At 73.9% G+C, this 25,318-nt stretch carries 23 protein-coding genes; 10 read left to right on the forward strand and 13 right to left on the reverse strand.

Going from position 1 to position 25,318, the window contains the following annotated elements:
• Positions 1 to 46: 46 nt before the first annotated feature.
• From LPC08_RS16725 to ligD, 9 genes are all read right to left on the reverse strand, one after another.
• Positions 47 to 976 (reverse strand): AEC family transporter, encoded by a 930-nt coding sequence (locus LPC08_RS16725; protein WP_230449367.1) that lies wholly within the window; start codon positions 974 to 976, stop codon positions 47 to 49.
• 94 nt (positions 977 to 1,070) lie between these two features.
• Positions 1,071 to 1,796, reverse strand: a complete 726-nt coding sequence (gmk, locus tag LPC08_RS16730; protein ID WP_230449368.1) for a guanylate kinase — start codon at positions 1,794 to 1,796, stop codon at positions 1,071 to 1,073.
• Complete coding sequence (locus LPC08_RS16735; protein WP_230449369.1) at positions 1,793 to 2,686, reverse strand: YicC/YloC family endoribonuclease; 894 nt, start codon at positions 2,684 to 2,686, stop codon at positions 1,793 to 1,795. Before LPC08_RS16735 ends, gmk begins: the two co-directional genes overlap by 4 nt.
• A gap of 438 nt (positions 2,687 to 3,124) precedes the next feature.
• Positions 3,125 to 3,952 (reverse strand): creatininase family protein, encoded by an 828-nt coding sequence (locus LPC08_RS16740; protein ID WP_230449370.1) that lies wholly within the window; start codon positions 3,950 to 3,952, stop codon positions 3,125 to 3,127.
• A gap of 97 nt (positions 3,953 to 4,049) precedes the next feature.
• The gene (locus tag LPC08_RS16745; RefSeq protein WP_230449371.1) at positions 4,050 to 4,313 is read right to left on the reverse strand and encodes a DksA/TraR family C4-type zinc finger protein; all 264 of its coding nucleotides are present in this window, start codon (positions 4,311 to 4,313) and stop codon (positions 4,050 to 4,052) included.
• Between the two features lie 66 nt (positions 4,314 to 4,379).
• Positions 4,380 to 5,006, reverse strand: coding sequence for an acetyltransferase (locus tag LPC08_RS16750; RefSeq protein WP_230449372.1), 627 nt, complete (start codon positions 5,004 to 5,006; stop codon positions 4,380 to 4,382).
• 5 nt (positions 5,007 to 5,011) lie between these two features.
• Positions 5,012 to 6,169 (reverse strand): mandelate racemase/muconate lactonizing enzyme family protein, encoded by a 1,158-nt coding sequence (locus LPC08_RS16755; protein ID WP_230449373.1) that lies wholly within the window; start codon positions 6,167 to 6,169, stop codon positions 5,012 to 5,014.
• Complete coding sequence (locus tag LPC08_RS16760) at positions 6,166 to 7,164, reverse strand: Bug family tripartite tricarboxylate transporter substrate binding protein (protein ID WP_230449374.1); 999 nt, start codon at positions 7,162 to 7,164, stop codon at positions 6,166 to 6,168. Before LPC08_RS16760 ends, LPC08_RS16755 begins: the two co-directional genes overlap by 4 nt.
• Positions 7,165 to 7,196: 32 nt before the next feature.
• Complete coding sequence (ligD, locus tag LPC08_RS16765) at positions 7,197 to 8,777, reverse strand: non-homologous end-joining DNA ligase (protein ID WP_230449375.1); 1,581 nt, start codon at positions 8,775 to 8,777, stop codon at positions 7,197 to 7,199.
• 173 nt (positions 8,778 to 8,950) lie between these two features.
• On the opposite strand from ligD, the gene LPC08_RS16770 reads away from it, so the two are divergent.
• Complete coding sequence (locus LPC08_RS16770) at positions 8,951 to 9,424, forward strand: DUF6525 family protein (RefSeq protein ID WP_230449376.1); 474 nt, start codon at positions 8,951 to 8,953, stop codon at positions 9,422 to 9,424.
• Between the two features lie 64 nt (positions 9,425 to 9,488).
• Here LPC08_RS16770 and LPC08_RS16775 read toward each other — a convergent pair whose 3' ends face one another.
• Complete coding sequence (locus tag LPC08_RS16775) at positions 9,489 to 10,904, reverse strand: amidohydrolase family protein (RefSeq protein WP_230449377.1); 1,416 nt, start codon at positions 10,902 to 10,904, stop codon at positions 9,489 to 9,491.
• A 42-nt stretch (positions 10,905 to 10,946) separates the two neighbouring features.
• The gene (locus LPC08_RS16780; RefSeq protein WP_230449378.1) at positions 10,947 to 12,566 is read right to left on the reverse strand and encodes an ABC transporter substrate-binding protein; all 1,620 of its coding nucleotides are present in this window, start codon (positions 12,564 to 12,566) and stop codon (positions 10,947 to 10,949) included.
• A gap of 168 nt (positions 12,567 to 12,734) precedes the next feature.
• Here LPC08_RS16780 and LPC08_RS16785 point away from each other — a divergent pair, with 168 nt between their 5' ends.
• The 3 genes from LPC08_RS16785 to mutM all read left to right on the forward strand — a co-directional run bounded on the left by LPC08_RS16785 (position 12,735) and on the right by mutM (position 14,643).
• A complete protein-coding gene (locus LPC08_RS16785) occupies positions 12,735 to 12,911 on the forward strand; it encodes a hypothetical protein (RefSeq protein ID WP_230449379.1) in 177 nt (58 codons plus the stop codon).
• A 24-nt stretch (positions 12,912 to 12,935) separates the two neighbouring features.
• Positions 12,936 to 13,682: an SIMPL domain-containing protein gene (locus LPC08_RS16790; RefSeq protein ID WP_230449380.1), complete on the forward strand. Its 747-nt coding sequence runs from the start codon at positions 12,936 to 12,938 to the stop codon at positions 13,680 to 13,682.
• 67 nt (positions 13,683 to 13,749) lie between these two features.
• Positions 13,750 to 14,643 (forward strand): bifunctional DNA-formamidopyrimidine glycosylase/DNA-(apurinic or apyrimidinic site) lyase, encoded by an 894-nt coding sequence (mutM, locus tag LPC08_RS16795; protein ID WP_230449381.1) that lies wholly within the window; start codon positions 13,750 to 13,752, stop codon positions 14,641 to 14,643.
• Positions 14,644 to 14,671: 28 nt separating this feature from the next.
• Here the strand turns inward: mutM and LPC08_RS16800 are convergent, their stop codons facing one another.
• The gene (locus LPC08_RS16800) at positions 14,672 to 15,166 is read right to left on the reverse strand and encodes a GNAT family N-acetyltransferase (RefSeq protein WP_230449382.1); all 495 of its coding nucleotides are present in this window, start codon (positions 15,164 to 15,166) and stop codon (positions 14,672 to 14,674) included.
• A 139-nt stretch (positions 15,167 to 15,305) separates the two neighbouring features.
• Here LPC08_RS16800 and LPC08_RS16805 point away from each other — a divergent pair, with 139 nt between their 5' ends.
• The 6 genes from LPC08_RS16805 (at position 15,306) to gyrB (ending at position 23,898) form a co-directional block, all read left to right on the forward strand.
• On the forward strand, positions 15,306 to 16,085 hold the full coding sequence (locus LPC08_RS16805; RefSeq protein WP_230449383.1) for an enoyl-CoA hydratase: 780 nt from the start codon (positions 15,306 to 15,308) through the stop codon (positions 16,083 to 16,085).
• 219 nt (positions 16,086 to 16,304) lie between these two features.
• On the forward strand, positions 16,305 to 16,577 hold the full coding sequence (gene rpsT, locus LPC08_RS16810; protein WP_230449384.1) for a 30S ribosomal protein S20: 273 nt from the start codon (positions 16,305 to 16,307) through the stop codon (positions 16,575 to 16,577).
• Between the two features lie 381 nt (positions 16,578 to 16,958).
• Entirely contained in the window at positions 16,959 to 18,461 is a 1,503-nt protein-coding gene (dnaA, locus tag LPC08_RS16815; protein WP_230449385.1) for a chromosomal replication initiator protein DnaA, read from the forward strand.
• A 307-nt stretch (positions 18,462 to 18,768) separates the two neighbouring features.
• Complete coding sequence (gene dnaN, locus LPC08_RS16820) at positions 18,769 to 19,905, forward strand: DNA polymerase III subunit beta (RefSeq protein WP_230449386.1); 1,137 nt, start codon at positions 18,769 to 18,771, stop codon at positions 19,903 to 19,905.
• Between the two features lie 221 nt (positions 19,906 to 20,126).
• The gene (recF, locus tag LPC08_RS16825) at positions 20,127 to 21,311 is read left to right on the forward strand and encodes a DNA replication/repair protein RecF (protein ID WP_230449387.1); all 1,185 of its coding nucleotides are present in this window, start codon (positions 20,127 to 20,129) and stop codon (positions 21,309 to 21,311) included.
• Between the two features lie 34 nt (positions 21,312 to 21,345).
• Positions 21,346 to 23,898, forward strand: coding sequence for a DNA topoisomerase (ATP-hydrolyzing) subunit B (gyrB, locus tag LPC08_RS16830; RefSeq protein WP_230449388.1), 2,553 nt, complete (start codon positions 21,346 to 21,348; stop codon positions 23,896 to 23,898).
• A 526-nt stretch (positions 23,899 to 24,424) separates the two neighbouring features.
• Here the strand turns inward: gyrB and LPC08_RS16835 are convergent.
• Positions 24,425 to 25,300, reverse strand: a complete 876-nt coding sequence (locus LPC08_RS16835) for an SDR family NAD(P)-dependent oxidoreductase (protein ID WP_230449389.1) — start codon at positions 25,298 to 25,300, stop codon at positions 24,425 to 24,427.
• Positions 25,301 to 25,318 lie beyond the last annotated feature (18 nt).

The following is a 25,318-nucleotide window of genomic DNA, read 5'->3' on the forward strand; positions in this document are numbered from 1 at the left end:
AGCGGGGCCACCCTCCGGACAGGCCGGGACTCGAAGCCCATACCGCTCAGCGCTGGAAGATCAGCAACAGGCCGCTGACCGTCAGCACGGAAAGGCCCGAGGCCAGCAGCATCGTGGCCCCCGAGCGTCCCATGCCCGTCGCGTAGCGGCGGGCCAGGATGAAGGCATTGGCACCGGTGGGCATGCCCGCCGCCGTCACCGCCACCGCCGTGCCCAGCGCGTCGAGCCCGAAGAAGCGGGCGCTGAGCCAGACCGCGACCGGCAGGGCCAACAGCTTCAGCACCGTGCCGAGCAGGGCGTCCGGCCAGTCGCGGCGCACGTCGAAGCCGGTCAGGCTCGCCCCCAGGCAGAACAGTGCCGCCGGGGGACCCGCGGCGCCCAGCATGTGCAGCAACCGGGTGAGGAATTCGGGCGGAGGCGGCAGCAGTTGCGCCCAGATCGTCCCCGCGACCACCGCCAGGATGATCGGGTTCGTCACCATGGCAAGGGTCGTGGAGCGGAGGATCGGCCAGGGGCGGACGCGTTCGGTGACCCCCATCTCCGCCACCAGGGTCGCCACCGGCAGCATGATCAGGGAGTGGAAGGCCAGGATGGTCAGCAGGCTGCGCAGCCCGTCCGGCCCGTAGGCGGCGAGGATGATCGGGATGCCGACCATGGCGAGATTGCTGTAGGTGGCATCCAGCGCGAAGAGCCCCGCATCCGCCAGCCGCAGCCGGCGCAGCCGCCGCGCCAGCAGCAGGGCGACGGCATAGGCGGGCAGGATGGCGGCGAAATAGGCCACCGCCACGCCCAGCGTCGCCGCGCTGGAGACGTTCGTCGCCGCCCCCTCGAACAGCAGGGCTGGCAGGGCCAGCAGGAACACGAAGTCGTTGATGCCGCGCACGCCATCCGGGCTGATGCGGCCGGTCCGCCGGGCGCCGTAGCCCAGCAGGATGATGGCGAAGACCGGCAGGATGATCTGAAAGACGGAAAGCATGCGGGCGGCGGCCGCCTCCTGAACCCCGGCGGGACGGCCCGGGGCGTTCCGCGCCGGTGCCGCCCCCTGTTGTCGCTCCGCCTCCGCCCCGGCCTCAGCCCCCGGCGGGCGGTCCCTCGGCCGGGGACCGCCCGGCAACCGGCGTGCCAGGCCCGGGGCCGGGCGGCGCCTCGGCGGCCAGGGCGTCGACGAAGCGTGGCAGCCAGGGATTGCGTTCCCGGCGGTTGCGCTCGGCGGCCAGGATGCCGCGGACGGTGGACACCGTCTCCTCGAAGACCTCGTTGACCAGCACGTGGCCGAAGTCGAACCAGTGCGACAGGTCCTCGCGCGCCGCGGCCAGGCGCTTGCCGATTTCCGCGTCGCTGTCCTGGCCACGGGCGCGGAGACGCCGCTCCAGCTCGGTGAGGTTGGGCGGCAGCAGGAAGATGCCCACCACATCCCCCGGCAGCCGGTCGCGCAACTGGCGGTGGCCCTGCCAGTCCACGTCGAACATCACGTCCCGCCCGGCGGCCAGCGCCTCCAGCACCGGCCCGCGCGGGCTGCCGTAGCGGCGGCCGTAGACGCCCGCGCTCTCCAGCAGGGCGCCGTCGCGCACCAGCTGCTCGAAGCGGATGTCGTCGATGAAGTGGTAGTGCATGCCGTCCACCTCGCCGGGCCGGGGGCTCCGGGTGGTGACGCTGATCGAGAGGGTCATCTCCGGCTCCTGCGCCAGCACGGCGCGGGAGACGGAGCTCTTGCCCGCCCCCGACGGCGCCACCAGCGCCAGGCACAGCCCGCGGCGCAGGCGGCGGATCGGGGCCTCGGGTCCGGGATCGCTCATTCGACGTTCGCCGCCTGCTCGCGCAGCCGCTCGATCGCGGCCTTGAGGTCCAGCGAGAGACGCGTCAGCGCCAGCGAGGCGGACTTGGCCCCCAGCGTGTTCGCCTCCCGCCCGAATTCCTGGGTGAGGAACTCCAGCTTGCGCCCCACCGGGACGCCCTCGCGCAGCAGGGCACGCGCCGCTTCGACATGGGCGCCCAGCCGGTCCAGCTCCTCCCGCACGTCGGAGCGGCTGGCGAGCAGCGCGACCTCGGCGGCCAGCCGGTCCTCCGGCACGCGCCGCTCGCCCTCCAGCAGCTCGGCCAGCACGGCGGTCAGGCGCTGGCGTTGGGCCTCCGGCTGGCGGGCGGCCTCGGCGGCGGCGGCGTCGCGCAGGGCGGCGATCTCGTCCAGCAGGGTGGCGAGGATGGCGTGCAGCTTCGCCCCCTCCGAGCGCCGCGCCGCGACCAGCGAGTCCAGCGCCGCCGCGAAGCCCGCCGTCACCGCCTGCCGGCGCGCGGCATCGGCCGTCTCATCCGGCTCGGCCGTCTCCGTCCGCAGCACGCCGGGCAAGGAGAGCACCGCCTCCGCCCGCGGGGCGGGGGCGCCGGGGATGCGCGCCGCCACCTCCAGCGCCAGGCGCAGCGCGCGCTCCAGCGCCTCCGGGTCGGGGGTCAGACGCAGCGGCCGGTCCTCGCGCTTCACGGTCAGGGTGGCGTTGACGTTGCCGCGCCCGAGCCGGCCCTGCGCCGCCTCCTTCAGCGGCGTCTCCAGCGCCTCCAGCCCGCCCGGCAGGCGCAACCGTACGTCCAGCCCGCGCCCGTTCACGCTGCGCAGCTCCCAGGCGAAGGCGGAGCCGTCCGGAAGCGTCCCGTCCACCCGGGCGAAGCCGGTCATCGAGGTGAGTGACATGCGTCGTCCCATGACGCGCGCGGCGGCAGGGCGCAAGCGGCGGCGGCGCATGGGTGGTGCGGCGGTGGGCCGGGAGGGGACGCCGGCCTGCGGCATCGACGCCGTGCGTCGATCCCCGTCCCGGACCCTCCCCTGCCGGGGCCACAAGCGGGCCCCGGTCCCCGCTGGGAGTTTGGTGCTGTGCGGCTGTCGTCAGCCTCCGGGCTGATCCCAGACGGAGCGCGGACAAGCGGGACTCTGAAAAAGCTTCAAAGGCGTCAGCGAATGCGGAGGCCGTACCCGCCGAGGAGCATGGCTCCTCGACGCCTCGACCCCATGTCAGGCTGTCCCGCGGCAGCACCCCTCGGGTCCAGGGCCCGCAGGGTCCTGGCGGATGGGGGGTATCGGGGGGCAAGGCGGAGCCTTCCCCCCGGGGGGCCGGATGCCCCCGCCTCGCGATCAGTCCTCGGCGTGGCCGGCCGTGTTCCCCTGCCCGCGCCCCGGGGACCAGACGGGGTCCGGCCGGCGCCACAGGGCCGTCTCACGCATCGCGGCGGCCAGCGCCTCGGCCTGGAGCGCCAGGAAGCGCTCGCCCTTCTCGGCGGTGGAGGGACGCGGGTCGCCCCAGGTGCCGGTGACAGGCGCGCGTTCGGAGAAGCTCCAGAAGCGGCTGAAGCCGGGATAGGCCGGCACCGGCGCCGGGGCCTGGCGCACCGCCTCCTCCAGCTTGTCGGCCCGCACCAGCTCCGGGGCGACCGCCATCATGACAGAGGTCTCGCCCTCGCAGGCATGGGCGGGCGTCACCTTGGTCTCGGCGATGGCGGGGATGCCGTCGCGGATCAGGAACCAGGGGGTGCAGGCCACGACGGGCAGGCCGTACTCGTGCGCCAGCTCGCGCGCGATGACGGCCAGCGGATCGACGTTGCCACCATGGCCGTTCACCACCAGCAGCCGGGCGAAGCCGATGGCGCGCAGCGAGCGGACGATGCCGCGCAGCACGCCGCGCAGCCCGTCGAAATCCAGGCTGATCGTGCCGCCGAAGGGCAGGTGGTGCTCGCTCATCCCCGTCCAGAGGCCGGGCAGCACCAGCACCGGCATCTCCCCTGCCACCAGCCGCGCCCCGCGGATCGCGGCGGCGGCAGCGCTGGCCGTGTCGGTGATGACGGGCAAATGGGGCCCGTGCTGCTCCAGCGAGCCGATCGGCAGCACGGCCAGCGCATCGGGCCGCGCGGCGACGGCGCGGATCTCCGGCGCGGTGTGCTTCGCCCATTCCACCTCGATGCTCATGCCCCAGTCCCTGCTGTTGAGGAGGGGATGGGGGCACAGTCCGGAGGGATGATCCAGGGGGCGGGGCGCGATCGTCCCCCGCGCTTCCGGGTGGCGGCTACTTGAGCTGGCTGTCCTTGCTGCCCCGGCGGTTGAAGCCGATCTGCACCGGGCGGCGGTCCAGGGCTGCCTGGCACCCGATGCAGGTCCGCACCCCGGGCAGCGCCTGGCGGCGCGCCGGGGGGATCTCCTCATCGCACTCCACGCAATGGGTGCGCCCCGCGCCGGTCGGCAGATGGGCGCGCGCGCGCAGCACCCCGTCGGTGACGGTGTCGTCGATCTGATCCTGCACGGCCCCGTCCGGGGCCCAGCCGGTCGCCATGTCCAGCCCACTCCGCCTGCAAGGACAACTAGATGGGGCCGCGCCGGGGCCGTTGCCAGACGGCCGCTACAGCGCCCGCGCCGGCACGCCGCCCACCGTCGTGCCGTCCGGCACGTCCTCCACCACCGCCGCGCCGGCCCCGACCGTGGCGCCGGCACCCACCCGCACCAGCGGGCGCAGCACGGCGCCGAGGCCGATCAGCGTCCCCTCCCCCACCCGCACCCCGCCGGAGAGGATGGCACCGCAGGCGATGTGGACGCCGTCACCCAGGATGCCGTCATGCTCGACGATGCAGCCCGTGTTGAGGATCGCCCCCTCTCCCACCACCGCCCGGGCGCCCAGCACCGCGCGCGGCAGCACCACCGTCCCGGCCCCGATCGCCGCGCTGGGCGAGAGGATCGCCGAGGGGTGCATCACCACCGGCAGGGCATAGCCCAGCGCCCGCGCCCGGCGCAGCCAGCGCATGCGGTCGGCGCCGTGGCCCAGCGCCACCACCACCGCCTCCACCCCCTCCGCGCGCAGGGAGTCCAGCCGGGATTCGTCGCCCAGCACCAGCACGCCCAGCACCGCCGCCGCGGCGCCGGCCCCGGCCGCGCGATCGAGGCAGCCGACCGGCTCCAGCAGGCCCGCGGCACGGATCGCCTCGATCAGCGCCGCCGCGTGCCCGCCGGCGCCCACCAGGACCGTGCGCATCCGCCTCAGCCGAGACGCGGGTCCAGCCACGGCACGGGCATGGGCTGCCAGGGCGTCGCCGCGGCCTCCGCCTCCTCCAGCGCCACGCCCAGCCCGGGGCCAGGGGGCAGCGCGCCCGCCCCGTCGCGGAAGCGCAGCGACTCGCCGCCGGCGACCAGGGTGAAGAAGCGCTCCGTCTCGCCGAACTGCACCTCCAGCCGCCCGGCATTGGGGATGGCGGCGCAGGCATGCAGGGAATGGGCGTGGCAAATGGGGCCGGTCGGGTTGTGCGGCGCCAGCTCCACCCCCGCCGTCTGCGCGAGCGCCGCGATCCGCAGCATCTCCGCATGGCCGCCGCAATGCTTGATGTCCGGCATCAGCACGTCGTAGCCGCCCGCCTCGATCAGCGCGCGATAGGCGGCGAGGCCGCAGAGCGATTCCGCCCCCGCCAGCCGCATCCCCCTGTCGTTGGCCATGCCGCGCAGGCGGCGGATCTCCGCGTGGTTCGCCTCGGCCACGGGGCATTCCAGCCAGTGCAGGCGGAACTCCGCCACGTCGCGGATCAGCGCCGCAGCACCCCCGGCCGAGAAGCGCCAGTGGGCGTCCACCATCAGCTCCACCTCCGGCCCGATGGCCTCGCGCACCGCCGCGATTCGGGCGAGCCCCTCGGCATAGGCGGCGCGCGCCTCCGGGCCCGTGGCGTCCTCCCACACGAAGGGGTCGAAGGGCGCGAGCTTCATCGCGGCGAAGCCGGCCCCCTGGGCGCGCAGCGCGGCGGCCCGGAAGCCCTCCGGGCTGCGCGGCGAGGCGCCGCGGTTGATGTTCGCGTAGAGCGGCACGGGATCGCGGAAGGCCCCGCCCAGCATCGCGTGGATCGGCTGCCCGTCCGCCTGCCCCGCCAGGTCCCACAGCGCCTGCTCGAAGGCGCTCAGCACCGTCTGCGACACCAGCCCCCCGGGCGCGTGCGGCAACACACGGGCGAGGCGGTTGCGCGCCCGCCAGTCCTGCCCGGCCACCCGGGCGGCGAGCGCGGCCACGGCCGCCTCCAGCAGCGCCTCGTGGTTGGAGAGGGTGCATTCGCCCAGGCCCGTCCGGCCCTCCGCGTCGCGCACCAGCAGGAAGCACCAGTTGGTGCGCGGCGTGACGTTGACGCCGAGGAAGGAGATCCCCTCGATCCGGCTCATTCCGCGGTGATCCCGGCCCGGGACACGACGTCCTTCCACTGCGCGATGTCGGCGTGGATGCGCTCGCCGAAGGCGCGCGGCGTGCCGGCGACGAGCTTCCCGCCGATCAGCCGCACCCGGTCCTGCACCAGCGGCTCCGCCGCCACGCGCACCGCCGCGTCGTGGACGCGCTCGACGATGAAGGGGGGCGTGCCGGGCGGCGCGAGCAACCCGTTCCAGGCAAGCGTCTCGAAGCCCGGGAAGCCCGCCTCGTGCAGGCTGGGCACGGCGGGCAGCTCCGGCCAGCGGTCGCGGCTGGTGACGGCCAGCGCCACCATCTCGCCGCGCTGGATGTAGGGCATGAGGTTCACCAGGTTGGCGATGGCGATCGGCGCGTCGCCGGAGATGATGCCCTGGGCCATGGCCGGGGTGCCGCGATAGGGGATGTGCAGCACGTCCACCCCGGCGCGCAGCTTGAACAGCTCCATCGACAGGTGTGCCGAGGAGCCGACGCCGCCCGAGGCGTAGTTGAAGCCACCCGGCCGGCGCTTCAGCAGCCCGACCAGCTCCGCCACGTCCCGCGCGGGCAGCAGGCGCGGGTTGACCGCCAGCACGTTGGGACCCTCGACGAGCTGGGTGATCGGCTCGAAGGCGCTGGCGAGGTCGTAGGGCAGGTCGCGGTAGATCGCCGCGTTGATGCCGTTGGACCCGGCATTGCCGATCAGCAGCGTGTAGCCGTCCGGCGCCGCGCGCCAGGCCGCCTCCACCCCGATCCGCCCGCCGGCCCCGCCGCGATTCTCCACCACGATGGGCTGGCCGAGCACCGCCTCCAGATAGGGCGCGAGGAGCCGGGCGGTGGTGTCGTTGCCGCTGCCCGGCGCGTCCGGGGCGATCAGGCGGATGGGGCGCGTCGGCCAGTCCGACTGCGCCCGCGCGGCACGCGGCACGACGGCGCAGGGGGCGGCGAGGAGCGTGGCCAGGACGGCGCGCGCAAGCGATCGGCGCTGCAGCTGCATGGGGGGCTGTTCTCCGGCAGGTTGCCGGCAGCCTACAGGACGGGCGGGGCGGCGCCACTCTCCGGCGCCCGGCGCGGCAGGGGCCGGGCGGCCGCCTCCATCCCCGCCCAGGGATCGGGCGCGTCGAGCCGGCGCGGCGCGGTGCGCAGGGTGAAGGCACGGGGATCGAGCGCCGGCGTCACCTCCACCCAGTCCAGGGGCATGGCGACGGGCGCGCCGGGCCGGGCGCGGGGCGACCAGGACGCGACGGCCGAGGCGCCGCGGGCGTTGCGCTGGACGTCGAGGAAGATCCGCCCGGGCCGGTCGGCCTTGGCCTGGCTGGTGGTGAAGCGGCCCGGCTCGGCCCCCGCCAGCGCCGTGCCGATCGCCTCCGCCGCCGCATGCAGCCGGGGCCAGGTGGCGCCGGGGGCGATGGGGGCGACGAGGTGCAGCCCCTTGCCGCCCGTGGTCCTGCAGAAGGGCACCAGCCCCAGCGACCGCACCCGCTCGCGCAGCGCCAGCGCCGCCTCCACCACGGCGGCGAAGGGCAGGTCGTCGGCCGGGTCGAGGTCCAGGATCAGTCGGTCGGGCTGGGCGAGGCGCGGCGCGCGGGCGCCCCAGGGGTGGATCTCCAGCGTGCCGGACTGGGCGAGGGCGACGAGCCCGGCCACGTCCGCCACGGCCACCAGCGGCTCCTCCTCGCCGCGCGGGGACAGGCGGCGCAGGTGGGACGAGGTGCCGCGACCGGCATGGCGCTGCACGAAGCGTTCGCCGCCGATGCCCTCCGGCGCGCGCACCAGGGTGAGCGGCCGGTCGGCGAGCTGCGGCAGCAGGCGCGGGGCGACGGCGACCAGGTACTCGGCGAGGTCGCGCTTGGTGACGGGGGCGGCCCCGTCCTCACCCGGCCAGTAGATGCGGGCAGGGTGGGAGAGGGTGACGCCCTCCAGCACCGCGCTGCCGGCGGGGGGCTTCGGGGCGCGCGGAGCCTTCGCCTCGGCGGGCTTCGCGGTGCGGCGGGCGGTGGGCTTCGCGGCGGGCGCGGGCTTCGGCGGGCGGCCGGAGATGCCCGCCAGGTCGCGGCCGCTGGCGACGGAGGTGGTGGCCTCCTCCAGCAGCGCGTCGCCCTCGCCCGGCCGGGCCTCCGCGTCGCGGGACTTGATGAGCAGCCAGCGGGGCTTGCTCCCCTCCCCCCGGAAGCGGCGCAGCGTCCAGCCGCCGCGCAGCCGCTCGCCATGCAGGGTGAAGCGCAGCGTGCCGGCGGCGAGGTCGCCTTCCGGGTCGTCGCCCTCCGGCTCCCAGGTGCCGCGGTCCCAGAGGAGGACGGTGCCGGCGCCGTAGCCCGCGCCGATCACCCCCTCGAAGCCGCCATAGTCCAGAGGGTGGTCCTCCACCTGCACGGCGAGGCGGCGGTCGGCCGGGTCCAGGCTGGGGCCGCGGGTGACGGCCCAGGATTTCAGCACGCCGTCCAGCTCCAGCCGGAAGTCGTAGTGCAGGCGGGTGGCGTCGTGCTTCTGCACCACGAAGGCCAGCGGCGCCTTGGCCTTGCGCCGCCGGGGGGCAGCGCCCTCGGGCTCGGGCGAGCGGCGGAAGTAGCGCCTGGCGCGGTAGGGGGCGAGCGGGTCGGGGCTGGCCATGACCATCGCGGAACGTCCGGGGCGGGACGGGGCTGCAAGGGGGGTGGCCGCGAACACCACGCCGCCACGCCGGGCGGAGCCGGGGTCACGCCCGGCGTGGCGGCATGGGTGCCGCGCCCCGGGCGGTTGGCGCCGCGATTTCCCCGGAGTCGCCCCTTCGGTAGAAGGCGCGCATGGACAACAGCATGGCGGCCAGGCCCTACAGCACGCTGAAGGGCGACCCGTACCGCGCCTATGAGGAACTGCCGGCCGAGGTGCGCCGGGCCCTGCAGGAGGCCCTGGTGGACTGGTGCCCCCTGCGTGCCCGCGAATGGCACCTGCACCTGCTGCGCCGGGAGCGGCTGCGGCCGGCGCAGGCGGCATCCTTCCTCATCCAGACCATCCGCCGGCAGGATCAGGCCGAGGTGGCCGCCTTCGCACGGACGTGGTCGAAGGGTGCCGAGGCCTATCCGCACCTGGCCGCCGGAGCGACGCTTCAGAGCTATGTCGGCCCGGACGGCATCCCCGCCGCCGAGCCCATCCCGGTCGCCCCGAGGGAGATGCCCTCCCGGCCCAAGGCCCAGGCCCGGCCCAAGGCCCGGCCCAAGGCACAGGCCAAACCCGGGAAGCGGGCCAAGCGCCTGAAGGGCCGCCGCGGCCGGCGCTGAGAGGCGGCAGAAGCCGCACCCAGCACCGGTCCATCCCCGAACGATGCCACCGCGCCGGGGCGCCCTAGCGCCGCAGCCTGCCCCAGCCCGGCGCCTCCACCGCCAGCGCCTCCAGCCCGGCGCGGGAGAGCATGGCCGCCGTCTCCGCCTCCGCCGCGCCCACGATGGCGGCGCGGTCCGCCTCGGTGAACGCGCCGTCGCGCAGCAGCACGCGGCCGCCCACCACCACGTCGCGCACGTCGCCGCCGCTGGCGAAGTAGACGACGCGCGAGACGGGCATGTTGGCCGGCGCCATGTGCGGCGCCTCCAGGTCCACGGTGATGACGTCCGCCAGCTTGCCCGGCTCCAGGCTGCCGATCTCGTCGGACAGGCCCAGGGTGCGGGCGGCGTCGACGGTGCACATCTCCAGCGCCTTGCCGGGCGGCAGGAGCTTCTCGTCCTGGAACTTCCGCTGGTGATAGCGGATGAGCTGGAACATGTGCCGGAACATGTCGCCCGAACGGTCCGGCGCCGTGGCGTCGCTGCCCAGCATGACGTTCACGCCGCGCTCCAGCAGCGTGATCGCCGGGCAGTAGCCGCGCACCGAGGCGATGGCGGAGGGGTTGTGCACCACCCCCGTCCCCGTCTCGGCGAAGGCGTCGATGTCGCCCTCGGTCAGGTCCGTGCAGTGCGAGAAGAAGGTGTTCGGCCCGAGCAGGCCGAAATTGCGCGCCGTCACCACGCTGCCGCTGCGGTGCCCGTCCTGGTGGAACAGGCAGCCGTACCGGTCGGCCAGCTCCTTGGTGGCCAGGGACTGGCGCGCCACCTCGGCCGTCATCGCCGGGTCGTCGCCATGCTCCTCGCGGTGCGTGGCGGTCAGCGTCGCGATGCGGATGCCGCCCTTGCCGTGCTGGGCGCGGATGACCTCCTCCACCACCTCCATCTGCTGCTCGAAGGTGACCGGCCGCTCCACCCCGTCCACCCCGATATAGGGGCGCGGGAAGGGCGGGCGGGTGGGGCCGATCGCGACAATGGAGCGCGTGCCCACGCCGCGCACCGCGTCGCAATGCGCGGCTGCGAAGGCCGGGTCGTCGGAGCGCATCACCGAATCCCCGCCGCCGAGCAGCGAGACGCCCGTGGTCACGCCGAAGCGCAGCCGCTCCAGCGCGGCCAGCGCCCCTTCCGCCGCCCAGAAGGACGGGGGGGAGGCGAGGGTGTAGATGACGCGGCACGCCTCCATCCAGGCGGCGCTGTTGCCGTTGGCGAGTGTCTTGACCAGCCCGTGCCCGGCATGGGCGTGGCCGTCGATCAGCCCGGGCAGCACCGCCTTGCCGCGCGCGTCGATCCGCTGCGCCGCCTCCGGATGGGCGGCGGCCACCTCGGCGCGCGGGCCGACCGCGGCGATCTTGCCGTCCGTGACGGCCACGGCCCCGTCGGGGATGACGCGGCGGGCGCCATCCATAGTGATGACGGTGCCGCCTTCGATGATGAGATCTGTCATGCTGCTTCCCGTAGACGTCCTTGCCGGCGGCGCGGCGCGCCGTCAGTTCACCCTGACCAGCCAGAGCCGCAGCCGGTTGTCCGGCGCCGGCGCCAGCTCGATGCCCTTCTTCGCCGCCCAGACGATGGGCTGCTGGTGCAGCGGCACGTGCGCCACCTCGCGCTTCTCCACCATCAGCGCCTGGCGGATCAGGGCGCGGCGCTTCGTCTCGTCGCCCTCCTGCGCCACCTGCCGCGCCAGCGCATCGAATTCCGCGTTCGACCAGCGGCCGACGTTCAGCCCGCCCGACCGCTCGGTGCGGGTGGCCAGAACCTCCTGGAGGGTGGAGTAGGTGTCGGCCAGCGGCAGCCCGGCATGGCCCAGCATGAAGAAGGAGGTGTCGAGCGTGTTCACCCGGCGCGACCACACGTTGGTCGGCTCGATCTGCGGCTGCACCTTGATGCCGACGCGCCCCAGCATGCCGATAATCGAGAGGCAGAGCCGCTCGTCATAGACGTAGCGGTCGTTGGGGCAGGAGAGGCCGACGGTGAAGCCGTTGGGATAGCCCGCCTCGGCCAGCAGCCGCTTCGACGCCTCGGGGTCGTAGGGGAAGCTGCGGCCCTGCGCCTCGGTGTCGGTGCTGGGCGGCGCGCCGGCCAGGAAGGGGCTGGCCATGGAGCCGGCGACCCAGGCGTTGCCGCGCATCACCGTGCGCTTCAGCGTCTCCACGTCGATCGCCTGGTAGACGGCGCGGCGCACGCGCACGTCCTGGAAGGGGTTCTTTCCCTTCACGTCGGAATAGAGCAGCTCGTCGCGGGCGTGGTCGAAGCCCAGGTAGATCGTGCGCAGCTCCGGCCCCTGCACCACCTGCAGGGCGCTGTTGGATTCGATGCGCGGGATGTCCTGGATCGGCAGGTCCACCAGCGCGTCCACGCTGCCGCTGATGAGGGCGGCCGTGCGCGTGGCGGCCGAGCGGATCGGCTGGAAGGTCACGGTGGTCAGGTTGTGGACGGGCTTGTCCCACCAGCCGGGGAAGGCCTCCAGCACGGTCGGCCCGTCCACGGTGCGGGAGACGACGCGGAAGGGGCCGGTGCCGTTGGCGGAGCGGCCGGCGGCGTTCTCCTCGCGCGCGGAGAGGTTGCTGGCGGCGGTGGCGTTGCGGGCCTCCGACCAGCCCTTGTCCATGATGTAGAACTGCGTCAGCGCGGCCAGCAGGATCGGGAAGGGCCCGTTGGTCTCGACCTCGACGGTGTGGTCGTCGAGGGCGCGCATGTCCTTCACGGCGGCGAGGTTGCCCTTGGCCAGCGCGCCCGGCGTGTTGATGCGGGCCCAGTTGAAGATCACGTCCTCGGCCGTGAAGTCCTCGCCGCCATGGAACTTCACCCCGCGCCGCAGGTGGAAGCGCCAGGTGGTCGGCGTCGGCGTCTCCCAGCTCTCGGCCAGGGCGGGCTCCAGCTCCAGCCGCTCGTTGTGGCGGGCCAGCGTCTCGTAGACGTTGCCCAGGAAGGCGTTGGTGAAGGTGTTGTTGGAGGAGTGCGGGTCGAGTGTCAGCACGTCGCCGCCGAAGGCCCAGGAGAAGGGCTTCGCCCAGGCCCCCGGCGCGGCGAGGGCGAGGCCCGCCGCCAGGGCGCCGGGGAGGGCCGCCCGGAGAACGGCTCCGGGCAGCAGGGTGGCGAGGCGCATGGGGCAGGCTCCTTCTCGGACGGCGCGACGTTGCCGTCGGGTATCCGAACGGTATCCAAGCAGCATGCCAAGATTTCGGAAACCCTCCGGCGTGTCGCGCGGGACACGGTGCCGACCTGCCCGCCGCGGCGCGGAAACAGGGGAGGCGGCGGCGGCGTTGCGGCGGCCATGGACCCGATCCGATCCCTCCGCCTGGCGCTCGTCACCAGCATCCTCGGCGTGCCGGCCGGCCTCTCCGGCGCCGCCCCGCTTCCAGCGTCGGAGGGGCGGCAGGAACGCGGCATGGCCGCCACGCCGGCGCCGCATTCGCAGCCCGATCCTGTCGCCGCCGCGCCCGCCGGCTGACGCCACGTTCCGGATCCATTGCCGATGACCGATCGCTCCTCCCCCACCACCCGTTCCTCCCCCGCCGCCCGGACGGCCCCGTGCCGCCGGGGCCTCGCGCTGCTGGGCCTGCTGCTCCCCCTCGGCGCCGCCCCCCTGCATCCTGCCCTGGCGCAGGAGGCGCCCGCCCCCACCCGGCTGCACCTGTCCGAGACGGCGGCCGTCACCCGCGCGCCCGACGAGGTCGTCGCCACCCTGCGCGCGGAGGCGCGGGGCAGCACCGCCCAGGCGGCCCAGGCGGCGGTGAACACGGCCATGGCCGCGGCGCTGGAGCGGGCACGGGCTGCGCCGGGCGTCACCGCCTCGACCGGCACCTACTGGACCCAGCGGGTGGAGAACCCGCGCGGCTGGACCGCCAGCCAGACCCTCAGCCTGCGCGCCGCGGAGCTGCCGCCGCTGCTGGACCTGACGGGGCAGTTGCAGGAGCGCGGGCTGGCGATGGACGGCTTCGCCTTCCGCCTCACCCGCGACGCCAAGCGCAAGGCGCAGGAGGAGGCGGCGTCGCAGGCCATCGACTCGCTGCGGGCGCGGGCGGAGGCGGTGGCGCGGCAGCTCGGCCTGCGGGTGGAGCGGCTGGCGGAGATCCGGGTGGACAGCGCGGCCGAGCCGCCGCCCCGTCCCTTCGCCCGGAGCGTGGCCATGTCCGCCGCGGCCGCGCCGCCGGTGGCGCAGGCGGAGGATCTCGAGGTGACCTCGACCGTCCAGGCGGAGGTGCTGCTGCGCGCCCCGTGACCGGCAGGCGGGGTTTCGCCCGCCCCCCCCTCTTGCCGGCGTGCCCGGGCGTGGCCACTGACGGGCCATGCCCGAACTTCCTGAGGTCGAGACGGTGATGCGCGGCCTCTCCGCCGTGCTGACCGGCCGCACCATCGCCCAGGCGGAGACCCGCCGCGCCGGCCTGCGCTGGCCCTTCCCCGAGAATCTCGCCGGGCGCCTCACCGGCTCCCGCGTCGAGGGCTTCCGCCGGCGCGGCAAGTACATGCTGATGCGGCTCTCGGGCGGGACCTCGATGCTGGTGCATCTGGGCATGTCCGGCCGGATGGTGGCGCGGCAGGAGGGGGTGCCCCCGGCCCCGTCCCTGGGGCCCCAGGGCGCCGCCTCGGACTCGCGCGGCGCCGCGGGGGGCGAGGCGCACGAGCACCTGGTGATGCACACCGCCGATGGCTGGCGGGTCGGCTTCTGCGACCCGCGCCGCTTCGGGGTGGTGGACCTCGTGCCCACCGCGGCGGAGGACTCCCACCGCCTGCTCGCCGGCATGGGGCCGGAGCCGCTGGAGGATGCCTTCACCCCCGCCGTGCTGTCCAAGGCCCTGGCGGGCAAGCAGACCCCGATCAAGGCGGCGCTGCTGGACCAGCGCGTGGTGGCGGGGCTGGGCAACATCTACGTCGCGGAGGCGCTGTACCGCGCCGGCCTCTCGCCCGAGCGGCTGGCGGGCACCGTCACGGGCGCGCGGGCGGCGCGGCTGGTGCCGGCGATCAAGGCGGTGCTGCGGGATTCGATCGAGGCGGGGGGCTCCTCGCTGCGCGACTACGTGCGCGCGGATGGCGAGGTGGGGTTCTTCCAGGACCGCTTCAGCGTCTACGACCGCGCCGGGCTGGCCTGCCCCGCCTGCCCCGGCCCGCCGAAGTGCCAGGGGGTGGCGAGGATCGTCCAGGCCGGGCGCAGCACCTTCTTCTGTCCCCGGACGCAGCGCTAGGGCAGCCCGCCCAGGGCCGGGGGAGGGTTCAGCCGGGACGGGCGAGCCGGGCCCTGCCCCGCCGACCGGGGCCCCTCCGGCGCAGGTCCCGGGTGAGGAGGATCTGCCCGTCCTCCTCCCGGCCCCGCTCGACCCAGCCCCGCGCGCGGTAGAAGCCGCGCGCCCGCAGCCCGGGCTCGTTGCCGGTCAGCAGCCAGCCCTCGCCCACCCCCCGGGCGGCGAGCCAGGATTCGGCTTCGGCCAGCAGCCTGCTGCCCAGCCCCCGCCCCTCCGCCCCGGGACGGACGAAGAGCGCGAAGACGTCGCCCTCCCGCGCCCGCGCCATGGCGAAGCCCAGCGGCCGGCGGCCCCGCAGCGCCAGCCAGGCGGCGCAGGGCCCGCGGAGCGCCGCCGCCACGGCCGCGGGGGTCACGCCCGCCGCGGCCAGCGCCGCCCGGTCCATCGCGTTCTCCCGCACCGCGGTGCGGATGGCGAAGAGGGCAGGAAGGTCGCGCGGGCCGGCGCGCCGCAGGGTGATGGGCATGAGGCCAGGATAGCTCGGCCGGGCCGGGCGCGGTGGCCCCCCTTGCCCCTCCTGGCACGCGGCGGCGGGCCGGGCCAATCTGCCGGCGATCGCGCGGGCATGCCTGCCGCATCAGGGACCGCACCAGGGGAGCCGACGCATGGCCGAATACGGGATGATCCTGACCGAGACCCGGGGACGGGTCGGGCTGATCACGCTGAACCGTCCGCAGGCGCTGAACGCGCTCTGCGACCAGCTGACCGAGGAGCTGGGCCGGGCGCTGCTGGAGTTCGACGCCGACCCCGGCATCGGCGCCATCGTCCTGACCGGCAGCGCCAAGGCCTTCGCCGCCGGGGCGGACATCAAGGAGATGAAGGACCGGGCCTACCCGGAGATCTATTTCGACGACTTCATCGGCAAGCGCTGGGAGACGGTGCTGACGGTGAAGACCCCCGTCATCGCCGCGGTCGCGGGCTTCGCCCTGGGCGGCGGATGCGAGCTGGCGATGATGTGCGACATGATCCTGGCCGCCGACACGGCGAAGTTCGGCCAGCCGGAGATCAGGCTGGGCGTCATCCCCGGCGCCGGCGGCTCCCAGCGCCTGACGCGGGCGGTGGGCAAGTCCAAGGCGATGGACCTGATCCTGACCGGCCGGATGATGGACGCGGCGGAGGCGGAGCGCTGCGGCTTGGTCGCGCGCATCGTTCCGGCCGCCGAGCTGGTCGAGGCGGCGGTCAAGATGGGCGAGGAGATCGCGGCCTTCTCCACCCCCGCCGTGGCCATGGCGAAGGAGGCGGTGAACGCCGCCTACGAGACCACCCTGCACGAGGGGGTGCGGCTGGAGCGGCGGCTGTTCCTCAGCCTCTTCGGCACCCCGGACCAGAAGGAGGGCATGGCCGCCTTCGCGGAGAAGCGGAAGGCGCAGTTCCAGCGCGGCTGAGCCGGCGCGCCCGCCTGTCCCGGGTGGGGGCGCGGGCGACGGGGGCGGCACCGGCTGCCCCCCGCCCGGCGGGGGGCCGGTCCCCGGGGACCGCACCCCTGGCAGGCCGTCTCCGTCATTGACTCGCAAGGCCCCCGGGGACTAGAAGCCCCGACCTTCCGCAGCGCCCCAGGTGCAGCGGCCTCCCATCTTATTGACGAATTGGCAGTCACGCAGCCCATGGCGAACAACCCGTCCGCGCGCAAGCGCATCCGTCAGACCGAGAAGCGCAACGCCCGCAACACCGCCCGCCGCTCGCGCGTGCGGACCTTCCTGCGCAAGGTCGAGGAGGCGATCGCCGGCGGCGACAAGTCCCAGGCCCAGGCGGCGTTCCAGGCCGCCCAGCCGGAGATGCAGCGCGCCGCCGACAAGGGCGTCCTGCACGACAACACCGTGGCCCGGAAGCTGTCCCGCCTGTCCGCCCGGATCAAGGGACTCGGCGCCTCCGCCTGATTGATCGGGCCGATCGCAAGATCAGGCTGGACAAGACTGAATCAGGGCCTGGACCGTTTCGGTCCAGGCCCTGATTTTCTGAGGCCCATCAATGTTTTGATGCCGGCATCTTCGCGTGGCGTGGCAGAAGCGGCCAGCGTCTCGCGACTTCGTGGCAACAGTGTGACTCCAGAGTCGAATACGCGTCCCGAGTCCGCTTGATTCGCGCCTCGCCGAAGGCTGTTCTCTCGGCGGGTCGCCAGCACCGCCGGACCCCTGGAACGCCCCGCGGGGCAGGCATCGGGGTCCATTCGCGCGGCATATCGGGCTTCGGGCCCGGTCGCAGGTCATGATCGAGGGAGACGGCGCGCCGCGCCGGCCGGGGAGAGGATGCGGACGCTGATGCAGGACAAGCCCGGCACCTCCCCCTTCCCCGCCACGGCGGGGAACGAGCACGGGACGCCGGCCGCCTCGCCAGGGGAGGCGGGCGTCGCCGAGGCCTGGGCCCGGATCCGCGGCCGCCTGCGCGAGGAAGTCGGCGAGGTCGAGTACCGTACCTGGATGCGCCAGATGACGCTCGCCGCCATCGAGGGCGACGAGGCGGTCGTGCAGGTCCCCTCCCGCTTCCTCCGCGACTGGGTGCGCAGCCAGTACGGCGACCGCCTGCGCGCGCTGTGGATGGCCGAGAACCTGGGCGTGCGCCGGGTGGAAATCCGCGTCTCCGCCCCGTCGGCGGAGGAAGGCGCCGATGCCGCCCGTGCCGAGGCGGTGCCCGCCATGGGGCTGACGGAGCCGCTGGCCGCCCGCCCGGCCGAGCCGCGCCCGGAGAGCCGGTTGGCCGAGACGCGCGCGGAGGCGAAGGCCGATGCCCGCAACGACTGGTCCGCGCCGCTCGACCCCCGCTACACCTTCGAGAGCTTCGTCGTCGGCAAGCCGAACGAGTTCGCCCATGCCTGCGCCCGCCGCGTCAGCGAGAAGCCGGCCTCGCCCGGCTTCAACCCGCTGTTCCTGTATGGCGGCGTGGGCCTGGGCAAGACGCACCTGATGCACGCCATCGCCTGGGCGCTGCGCGAGGCGCGCCCCGATTGCTCCGTCGCCTACATGTCCGCCGAGAAGTTCATGTACCGCTTCATCGCGGCCCTGCGCTCTCAGTCCACGATGGAGTTCAAGGAATCCCTTCGCTCCGTCGACGTGCTGATGATCGACGACCTGCAGTTCCTGATCGGCAAGGACAACACGCAGGAGGAGTTCTTCCACACCTTCAACGCGCTGGTCGATGCGGGGAAGCAGATCATCGTCTCGGCCGACAAGTCGCCCTCCGACCTGTCGGGGCTGGAGGACCGGCTGCGCACGCGGCTGGGCTGCGGCATGGTGGCGGACATCCACGCCACCACCTACGAGCTGCGCATCTCCATCCTGGAGGCCAAGGCGGCCTCGGCCGGCACGGCGGTGCCGGCGCGGGTGCTGGAATACCTCGCGCACAAGATCACCTCGAACGTGCGCGAGCTGGAGGGGGCGCTGAACCGCCTGGTCGCGCATGCCAACCTGTTCGGCCGTCCGGTGACGCTGGAGAGCTGCCAGGAGGTCCTGCACGACATCCTGCGCGCCCACGACCGCCGCGTGACGATCGAGGAGATCCAGAAGCGCGTCGCCGAGCACTACAACATGCGGCTGACGGACATGTCCTCCGCCCGCCGCGCGCGCAACGTGGCGCGGCCGCGGCAGGTGGCGATGTACCTGGCCAAGCAGCTCACCTCCCGCTCCCTGCCGGAGATCGGGCGCAAGTTCGGCAACCGCGACCACACCACGGTGATGCACGCCGTCGCCAAGGTGGCGGAGCTGATGCAGCAGGATTCCGGCTTCGCCGAGGATGTCGAGCTGCTGCGGCGCATGCTGGAAACCTGAGCTCCCGGCGGCGGGCGCACCGGCCCTCGCCTCAACGGCTGCACCCTCCCCGCACCCGGACCACCGCCCCGCGCCGGCGCCGCCGGCCAGGCCGGGCGGCACCCGGCCTCCGCCGCCGGACGGCTGCGGCCGGACCGGCCGCCCGAGGGGGAACGCCCCCGCGCAGGCCGGCCGAACGCCTTGCCCCGACACGCTTGCGGCATCCTTCCGCCGCCACGCTTCCCCGCTCCTGGCCGGGATGATACGGAAGGCCATGACAGTCCGGGGTCTGGTCTGACCCCCGCAGGGATGATCGGGGAACGCGGCGATGAAGTTCACGGTGGACCGGGCGGTGCTCCTCAAGGCGCTCGCGCATGTCCAGAGCGTCGTGGAACGCCGCAACACCATCCCCATCCTGGCCAATGTGCTGCTCGACGCCGCCGAGGACCGGCTGACCCTGACCGCCACGGACATGGAGATCGCGGTGGTGGAGGAGATCACCGCGGGCGTGCAGGTCTCCCGCCCCGGCCGCTGCACCGCCCCGGCCGCGACGCTGTTCGAGATCGCGCGCAAGCTGGGCGACGGGCTGAAGGTGGAGTTCGACCAGGCGGGCGGTGATGCGCCGCTGGGGCTGCGCGCAGGGCGCTACGTCACCTCGCTGATGGTGCTGCCGGTCGAGGACTTCCCCGCCATGACCGAGGGCAAGCTGCCGATCCGCTTCACCCTGCCGGCGGCGGCGCTGCGCGAGCTGGTGGACCGCACCCGCTTCGCCATCTCCACCGAGGAGACGCGCTACTACCTCAACGGCATCTACCTGCATGTCGCCGAGGGCGAGGGCGGCAAGGTGCTGCGCGCCGTCGCGACGGACGGCCACCGCCTCGCCCGCGTCGAGGTGCCGCTGCCCGAGGGTGCCGCGGGGATGCCCGGCGTGATCGTGCCGCGCAAGACCGTGGGCGAGATCCGCAAGCTGGCCGAGGAATCCGGCGAGGACGGCAGCGTCGAGATCCGCCTCTCCGACACCAAGATCCAGTTCCGCCTGGGTTCGGTGACGCTGACCTCCAAGCTGATCGACGGCACCTTCCCGGAATACGAGCGCGTCATCCCCAAGGGCAACGACAAGGAGCTGAAGGTCGACCGCGCCCTCTTCGCCCAGGCGGTGGACCGGGTGGCGGCGATCTCCTCCGAGCGGTCGCGCCCGGTGAAGCTGGCGCTGAGCAACAACCAGCTGATCCTCACCGCCTCCTCGCCCGAGCAGGGGCAGGCGCGGGAGGAGCTGGATTCGGATGCCGTCTCCTACGCCTCCACCCCGCTGGAGATCGGCTTCCAGGCCCGCTACCTGAAGGACATCACCGACCAGGTGGAGGGGCAGGTGGTGTTCCGCTTCGCCGACGGCTCGGCGCCCACCATCGTGCAGGACGAGGCCAAGGGCAGCGCGCTCTACGTGCTGATGCCGATGCGGGTGTGACGGGTGCGGGTGTGACGGGCGTCGCATCCCCGGGGGAGCGGGTTCCCCGGCCATCCTTGCCCTGCCGGGCCTGATCCCCACCCGCGGGCGGCGCCCGCGTGGAACGGGTGCCGTCCCCGGCCCCAGGCGGACTCCCGAAAGGAAGATGGGGGTCTGGGGGAATTCCTTCCCCCAGATTCTCCTGGCGCGCACCATCTCGCATCGCCATCTGAACCCTTAGCGTGACCACCCCTCCCCTCCGCCTCACCCGCCTGCTGCTGCAGGATTTCCGCAGCCATGCCGCGGTCGGGCTGCGCCTCTCCGCCCCGATCGTGGCGATCACGGGGGAGAACGGCACGGGCAAGACCAACCTGCTGGAGGCGATCAGCCTGCTCGGCCCCGGGCGCGGGCTGCGCGGGGCGCGGAATGCCGAGTTCGGGCGCCACACCCCCCAGGGCCCCCTCCCCTGGGCCGTCAGCGGCCGTTTCGAGGGGCCGCACGGCCCCGTGGACATCGGCACCGGCACCCCGCCGGAGGGACCGCCTGAGAAGCGCGTGCTGCGGCTGGACGGCGCCCCCGTGCGCTCCCAGGCGGAGCTGGCGCGGCACGTGGCGGCCGTCTGGCTGACGCCGCAGATGGACCGGCTGTTCCAGGAGGGCGCCTCGGGGCGGCGGCGCTTCCTCGACCGGCTGGTCTGGGCGCTCGACCCGGGCCATGCGCGGGAGGTGGCGGCGCACGACAACGCCATGGCCCAGCGCAACCGCCTGCTGGCCGAGGGCGGGCGGGACGACGCCTGGCTCGCCGCGCTGGAGGACGCCATGGCGCGCCACGGGGTCGCCGCCACCGCCGCGCGGATGGCGCTGGTGGCGCGGCTGAACGCGGCGCTGGAGGCGGGCACGGCGGGGGCCTTCCCGGCGGCGCGGAGCGAGCTGTCCTGCGGCGTGGCGCGGCAGCTCGCGGAGCAGCCGGCGCTGGCGGTGGAGGAGGCGCTGCGGACGCAACTGGCCGAGGGGCGGCGGCGCGACGCGGGGGCCGGCATGGCCCTGGCCGGGGCGCATCGCTGCGACCTCTCGCTGACGCACCTGCCGAAGGATTTGCCGGCGGCGATGTGCTCCACGGGCGAGCAGAAGGCGCTGCTGGTCTCCGTGGTGCTGGCCCATGCCGCGTTGATCGCCGCCGCGCGCGGCTTCGCGCCGCTGCTGCTGCTCGACGAGGTGGCGGCGCATCTCGACACGCGGCGGCGGGAGGCGCTGTTCTCGGCGCTCGCCGCCCTGCCGGCGCAGGTCTTCCTGACGGGAACGGAGGAGGCGGTCTTCGCCCCCCTGGAGGGCCTGGCGGAGATGTTCCGGACCGGCCCGGACGGCCTGCGCCGGGAGGGGGATTCGGGGGTGCAGGAGGCGGCCGGAATCCCTATATTGCAAGGCTAATTCGACTGCCGTTGCCAAGAGGCCGAATACCCTGATGACCGAGCCACAGAGCGCTGCCCCGAGCCCCTCCGACGCGGGGGACGGGGAGGCCTACGACAGCGCCTCCATCACCGTGCTGCGCGGCCTGGATGCCGTGCGCAAGCGCCCCGGCATGTACATCGGCGACACGGATGACGGCTCGGGCCTGCACCACATGGCCATCGAGATCGTGGACAACTCCGTCGACGAGGCCCAGGCCGGCTATGCCACCACGGTCGAGGTGGTGCTGAACGCCGACGGCTCCGTCACCGTCACCGATGACGGCCGCGGCATCCCCGTCGACCTGCATCCGGAGGAGGGCGTCAGCGCCGCCGAGGTGGTGCTGACCAAGCTGCACGCGGGCGGCAAGTTCAACCAGAACTCCTACAAGGTTTCGGGCGGGCTGCACGGCGTGGGGGCGGCGGTGGTCAACGCGCTCTCCGAGCGGATGGAGGCGCGCATCTGGCGCAACGGGCGCGAGCACCTGATCCGCTTCGAGAACGGCAACACCGTCTCGCCGCTGACCGATCTCGGCCCCTCCGGACACCGCACGGGCACGCAGGTCACCTTCAAGCCCAGCCCCGTCACCTTCTCGAGGACCGAGTTCGAGTTCGAGCGGCTGGAGAAGCGGCTGCGCGAGCTGGCCTTCCTCAATTCCGGGCTGAAGATCACGCTGCGCGACGAGCGGCCGCCGGTGCCGGACGCCGATGCCGTGCCCCTGCCGGCGACGCCGGGCGCGGCCGTCGCCACCGCCGCGGCGGTGGAGGGCGAGGTGCCGAAGGAGGCCGCGCACCGGCAATCCATCTTCCACTACGAGGGCGGGCTCGCCGCCTTCGTCGAATACCTGGACCGCTCCAACAAGCCGATCTTCTCTCCCCCCGCCGCCGCCTCCGGCGAGCAGGTGGTGGAGCGCAACGGCGAGAGCAAGGCGATCCGCGTGGAGTTCGCCCTGCGCTGGACGGACAGCTTCCACGAGACGATGCACTGCTTCACCAACAACATCCCCCAGCGCGACGGCGGCACGCATCTCGCGGGCTTCCGCCAGGCGCTGACGCGCGTGCTGGGCAAGGTGGCGGATGCGGCGGCGAAGAAGGACAAGACCTCCCTCTCCGGCGAGGACATGCGCGAGGGGCTGACCGCCGTGCTGTCCGTGAAGGTGCCGGACCCCAAGTTCTCCTCCCAGACCAAGGAGAAGCTCGTCTCCTCCGAGGTGCAGCCGGTGGTGCAGTCCGTCGTCGCCGATGCGCTGGACCACTGGTTCGAGACGCATCCGAAGGAGGCGAACGAGATCGTCCGCAAGTGCCTCGACGCGGCCGCCGCGCGCGAGGCCGCCCGCAAGGCGCGCGATCTCACGCGGCGCAAGGGCGCGCTCGACATCTCCTCCCTCCCCGGCAAGCTCGCCGACTGCCAGGCGCGCGACCCGGCCAAGGCGGAGCTGTTCATCGTCGAGGGTGATTCCGCCGGCGGCTCCGCCAAGCAGGGGCGCGACCGCGCCTTCCAGGCGATCCTGCCGCTGCGCGGCAAGGTGCTGAACGTGGAGCGCGCACGCTTCGACAAGATGCTCGGCTCGGAGCAGATCGGCACGCTGATCACGGCGCTGGGCGCGGGCATCGGCCCCGACCCGGCCAATGGCGGCTTCGACGCGTCCAAGCTGCGCTACCACCGCATCTGCATCATGACCGACGCGGACGTGGACGGCTCGCACATCCGCACGCTGCTGCTGACCTTCTTCTTCCGCCAGATGCCGGAGCTGATCGAGCGAGGGCACCTGTTCATCGCCCAGGCGCCTCTCTACCGCGCCAAGCGCGGGCAGGAGGAGCGCTACCTCAAGGACGACGCGGCGCTGGAGGAGTACCTGCTGGAGAAGGCGCTGCACGGGGCGCGCCTGACCCTCTCCGACGGCAGCGTGCTGGCCGGGGAGGAGCTGGTCGAGGAGGTGACGCGGCTGCGCGAGACGGTGCGCCACATCCGCCGCGCCACCGCCCCCTTGCCCTCCTGGATCGGCGAGCAGGCGGCGCTGACCGGGGCGCTGGCCATGGCCAATGACGGGGCTGCGGCCCAGGCGCTCTCTGCCCGGCTGAACGAGCTGTCGCCGCCGACCGAGCGTGGCTGGACCGTCGCGCTGGACGAGGCGGGGTTGAAGCTGGGCCGCACCGTGCGCGGCGTCGCCGAGCGCTACACGCTGGAGCCCGCCCTGCTGCGCGGCGTGGACGCGCAGTGGCTGGAGACGCGGCGGGAGTCGCTCGCGCGGCGCTACGGCACCGGCGCCACGCTGGGCTTCGAGAGCCGCGAGGAGCAGGTGAACGGCCCGCTCGCCGCGCTGGAGCGTATCTTCGCACAGGGCCGCAAGGGGCTCACCATCCAGCGCTTCAAGGGTCTGGGCGAGATGAACCCGGACCAGCTGTGGAAGACCACGCTGGACCCGGCGGCGCGCACCATGCTGCGGGTGCGGGTGGACGACGCGGACGAGGCGGGGCAGATCTTCGCCACGCTGATGGGCGACGTGGTGGAGCCGCGGCGCGAGTTCATCGTCGGCAACGCGCTGAAGGTGGCGAACCTGGATGTATGATACGGACGGCGGGATGCACTGACATCTGCCGGCGCAGGGTGCGCCCGTGGCCCGGGGGCAAGGCTCTGCCTCGCCCCCGATACCCCCACTCCGCCAGGACCCTGCGGGCCCTGGACCCGAGAGGCGCTGCCGCGGGACAGCCGGATACGGGATCAAGGCGCCGAGGAGCTTGGCTCCTCGGCGGGTACGGTGTCCGCGCTCGCTGACGCTCTCTGAAGCTTTATTCAGAGTCCCGCCTGCCCGAGCTTCGTCAGGGTTCAGCCCAGAGGCTGATGCCTGCCACGTAGAGCCAACTCCCAACGGGGACCGGGGCCCGCTTGTGGCCCCGGCAGGGGTAGGGTCCGGGACGGGCATCGACGCACGGCGTCGATGCCGCAGGCCGGCGTCCCCTTCCGGTCCCACGCCCGAACACCACACCCCAACGGGTCAGATCATCCCGGTGTCCGTCTCAGCCTCGCCCGACACGGAGAGGCCCAGGTCGTTGGCCACTACCACCGTGCCCCTGGTGGCTCCGGCCGTCCACCCGTCATCCCCCGAGGTGCCGGCCGCCGGTTGCCTGCAAGTCGGCTCCGGTGATGAAGCTGCCCGCATCAGAACAGAGCAGCAGGGCTGCGCCTGCCATCTCCCGTGGCAGGCCGGCGCGTCCCATCGGCGAGGACTCGCTCTGTATGCGGGCCCAGGCCTCGGCGTCCTCGCGCCGCCAGCGGTTGCGCTCAGTGGCGACGAGGCCGGGGGACAGGTTGTTCACCGTCACGCCGAAGGGGGCGTAGTCGCGCGCCAGGTTCAGGGCGAGGTTGCACTGCGCGCTCTTCAGCGCGGCATAGACGGACAGCTCGGATTCCGGCCGGGTCTGGTTGATGCTGCCGATCGTCAGCACCCGCCCCCAGCCGCGCTCCCTCATCGGCGGCAGCGCCGCCTGCAGCAGTTCGATCGTGGCGCGGAAGTTGATCTGGATCTGCCGCTCGACCTGCTCCTCCGTCATGTCGAGGAAGGGGACGCGGTACTGGATGGAGGCGCAGACCACGAGAATGTCCACCCCGCCGAGCGCCTCGCGGGCCGCCGCGACGCAGCCCGCCGCCTGGCCGGGCAGGGCGAAATCCGCCTCCACCGGCACGCAGCGGCGGCCGAGGCCGGCGATCTCCGCCGCCAGCTCCTCCGCCGCGGCGGGACGGCCGAAGCCGCGATCCGCCACGGCCGAGAACTGGATGGCCACATCCGCCCCGGCCTCGGCCAGCACCAGCGCGATCTCCCGCCCGATGCTGACGCTGCCGCCGGTGACCAGCGCCCGGCGTCCCGCCAGCGAGAAGCGTTTGGCGATCCGCGCCGCCCCCGCCGGCAGGCCACCCGCCGGCCCCGCCGGCAGGCCACCCGCCGGCCCCGCCCCGTGCCGTTCTCCGCTCATCCCTGCCTGTCCTCCCCG

The organism is Roseomonas sp. OT10 (assembly GCF_020991085.1).
In the GTDB taxonomy this organism is placed as follows: domain Bacteria; phylum Pseudomonadota; class Alphaproteobacteria; order Acetobacterales; family Acetobacteraceae; genus Roseomonas; species Roseomonas cutis.

What these genes read in the sequence shown, in the direction of transcription:
- LPC08_RS16725 (WP_230449367.1), bottom strand. Translation starts at nt 976, where the DNA reads ATGCTTTCCGTCTTTCAGATCATCCTGCCGGTCTTCGCCATCATCCTG.
- gmk (WP_230449368.1), bottom strand. Translation starts at nt 1,796, where the DNA reads ATGAGCGATCCCGGACCCGAGGCCCCGATCCGCCGCCTGCGCCGCGGG.
- LPC08_RS16735 (WP_230449369.1), bottom strand. Translation starts at nt 2,686, where the DNA reads ATGTCACTCACCTCGATGACCGGCTTCGCCCGGGTGGACGGGACGCTT.
- LPC08_RS16740 (WP_230449370.1), bottom strand. Translation starts at nt 3,952, where the DNA reads ATGAGCATCGAGGTGGAATGGGCGAAGCACACCGCGCCGGAGATCCGC.
- LPC08_RS16745 (WP_230449371.1), bottom strand. Translation starts at nt 4,313, where the DNA reads ATGGCGACCGGCTGGGCCCCGGACGGGGCCGTGCAGGATCAGATCGAC.
- LPC08_RS16750 (WP_230449372.1), bottom strand. Translation starts at nt 5,006, where the DNA reads ATGCGCACGGTCCTGGTGGGCGCCGGCGGGCACGCGGCGGCGCTGATC.
- LPC08_RS16755 (WP_230449373.1), bottom strand. Translation starts at nt 6,169, where the DNA reads ATGAGCCGGATCGAGGGGATCTCCTTCCTCGGCGTCAACGTCACGCCG.
- LPC08_RS16760 (WP_230449374.1), bottom strand. Translation starts at nt 7,164, where the DNA reads ATGCAGCTGCAGCGCCGATCGCTTGCGCGCGCCGTCCTGGCCACGCTC.
- ligD (WP_230449375.1), bottom strand. Translation starts at nt 8,777, where the DNA reads ATGGCCAGCCCCGACCCGCTCGCCCCCTACCGCGCCAGGCGCTACTTC.
- LPC08_RS16770 (WP_230449376.1), top strand. Translation starts at nt 8,951, where the DNA reads ATGGACAACAGCATGGCGGCCAGGCCCTACAGCACGCTGAAGGGCGAC.
- LPC08_RS16775 (WP_230449377.1), bottom strand. Translation starts at nt 10,904, where the DNA reads ATGACAGATCTCATCATCGAAGGCGGCACCGTCATCACTATGGATGGC.
- LPC08_RS16780 (WP_230449378.1), bottom strand. Translation starts at nt 12,566, where the DNA reads ATGCGCCTCGCCACCCTGCTGCCCGGAGCCGTTCTCCGGGCGGCCCTC.
- LPC08_RS16785 (WP_230449379.1), top strand. Translation starts at nt 12,735, where the DNA reads ATGGACCCGATCCGATCCCTCCGCCTGGCGCTCGTCACCAGCATCCTC.
- LPC08_RS16790 (WP_230449380.1), top strand. Translation starts at nt 12,936, where the DNA reads ATGACCGATCGCTCCTCCCCCACCACCCGTTCCTCCCCCGCCGCCCGG.
- mutM (WP_230449381.1), top strand. Translation starts at nt 13,750, where the DNA reads ATGCCCGAACTTCCTGAGGTCGAGACGGTGATGCGCGGCCTCTCCGCC.
- LPC08_RS16800 (WP_230449382.1), bottom strand. Translation starts at nt 15,166, where the DNA reads ATGCCCATCACCCTGCGGCGCGCCGGCCCGCGCGACCTTCCTGCCCTC.
- LPC08_RS16805 (WP_230449383.1), top strand. Translation starts at nt 15,306, where the DNA reads ATGGCCGAATACGGGATGATCCTGACCGAGACCCGGGGACGGGTCGGG.
- rpsT (WP_230449384.1), top strand. Translation starts at nt 16,305, where the DNA reads ATGGCGAACAACCCGTCCGCGCGCAAGCGCATCCGTCAGACCGAGAAG.
- dnaA (WP_230449385.1), top strand. Translation starts at nt 16,959, where the DNA reads ATGCAGGACAAGCCCGGCACCTCCCCCTTCCCCGCCACGGCGGGGAAC.
- dnaN (WP_230449386.1), top strand. Translation starts at nt 18,769, where the DNA reads ATGAAGTTCACGGTGGACCGGGCGGTGCTCCTCAAGGCGCTCGCGCAT.
- gyrB (WP_230449388.1), top strand. Translation starts at nt 21,346, where the DNA reads ATGACCGAGCCACAGAGCGCTGCCCCGAGCCCCTCCGACGCGGGGGAC.
- LPC08_RS16835 (WP_230449389.1), bottom strand. Translation starts at nt 25,300, where the DNA reads ATGAGCGGAGAACGGCACGGGGCGGGGCCGGCGGGTGGCCTGCCGGCG.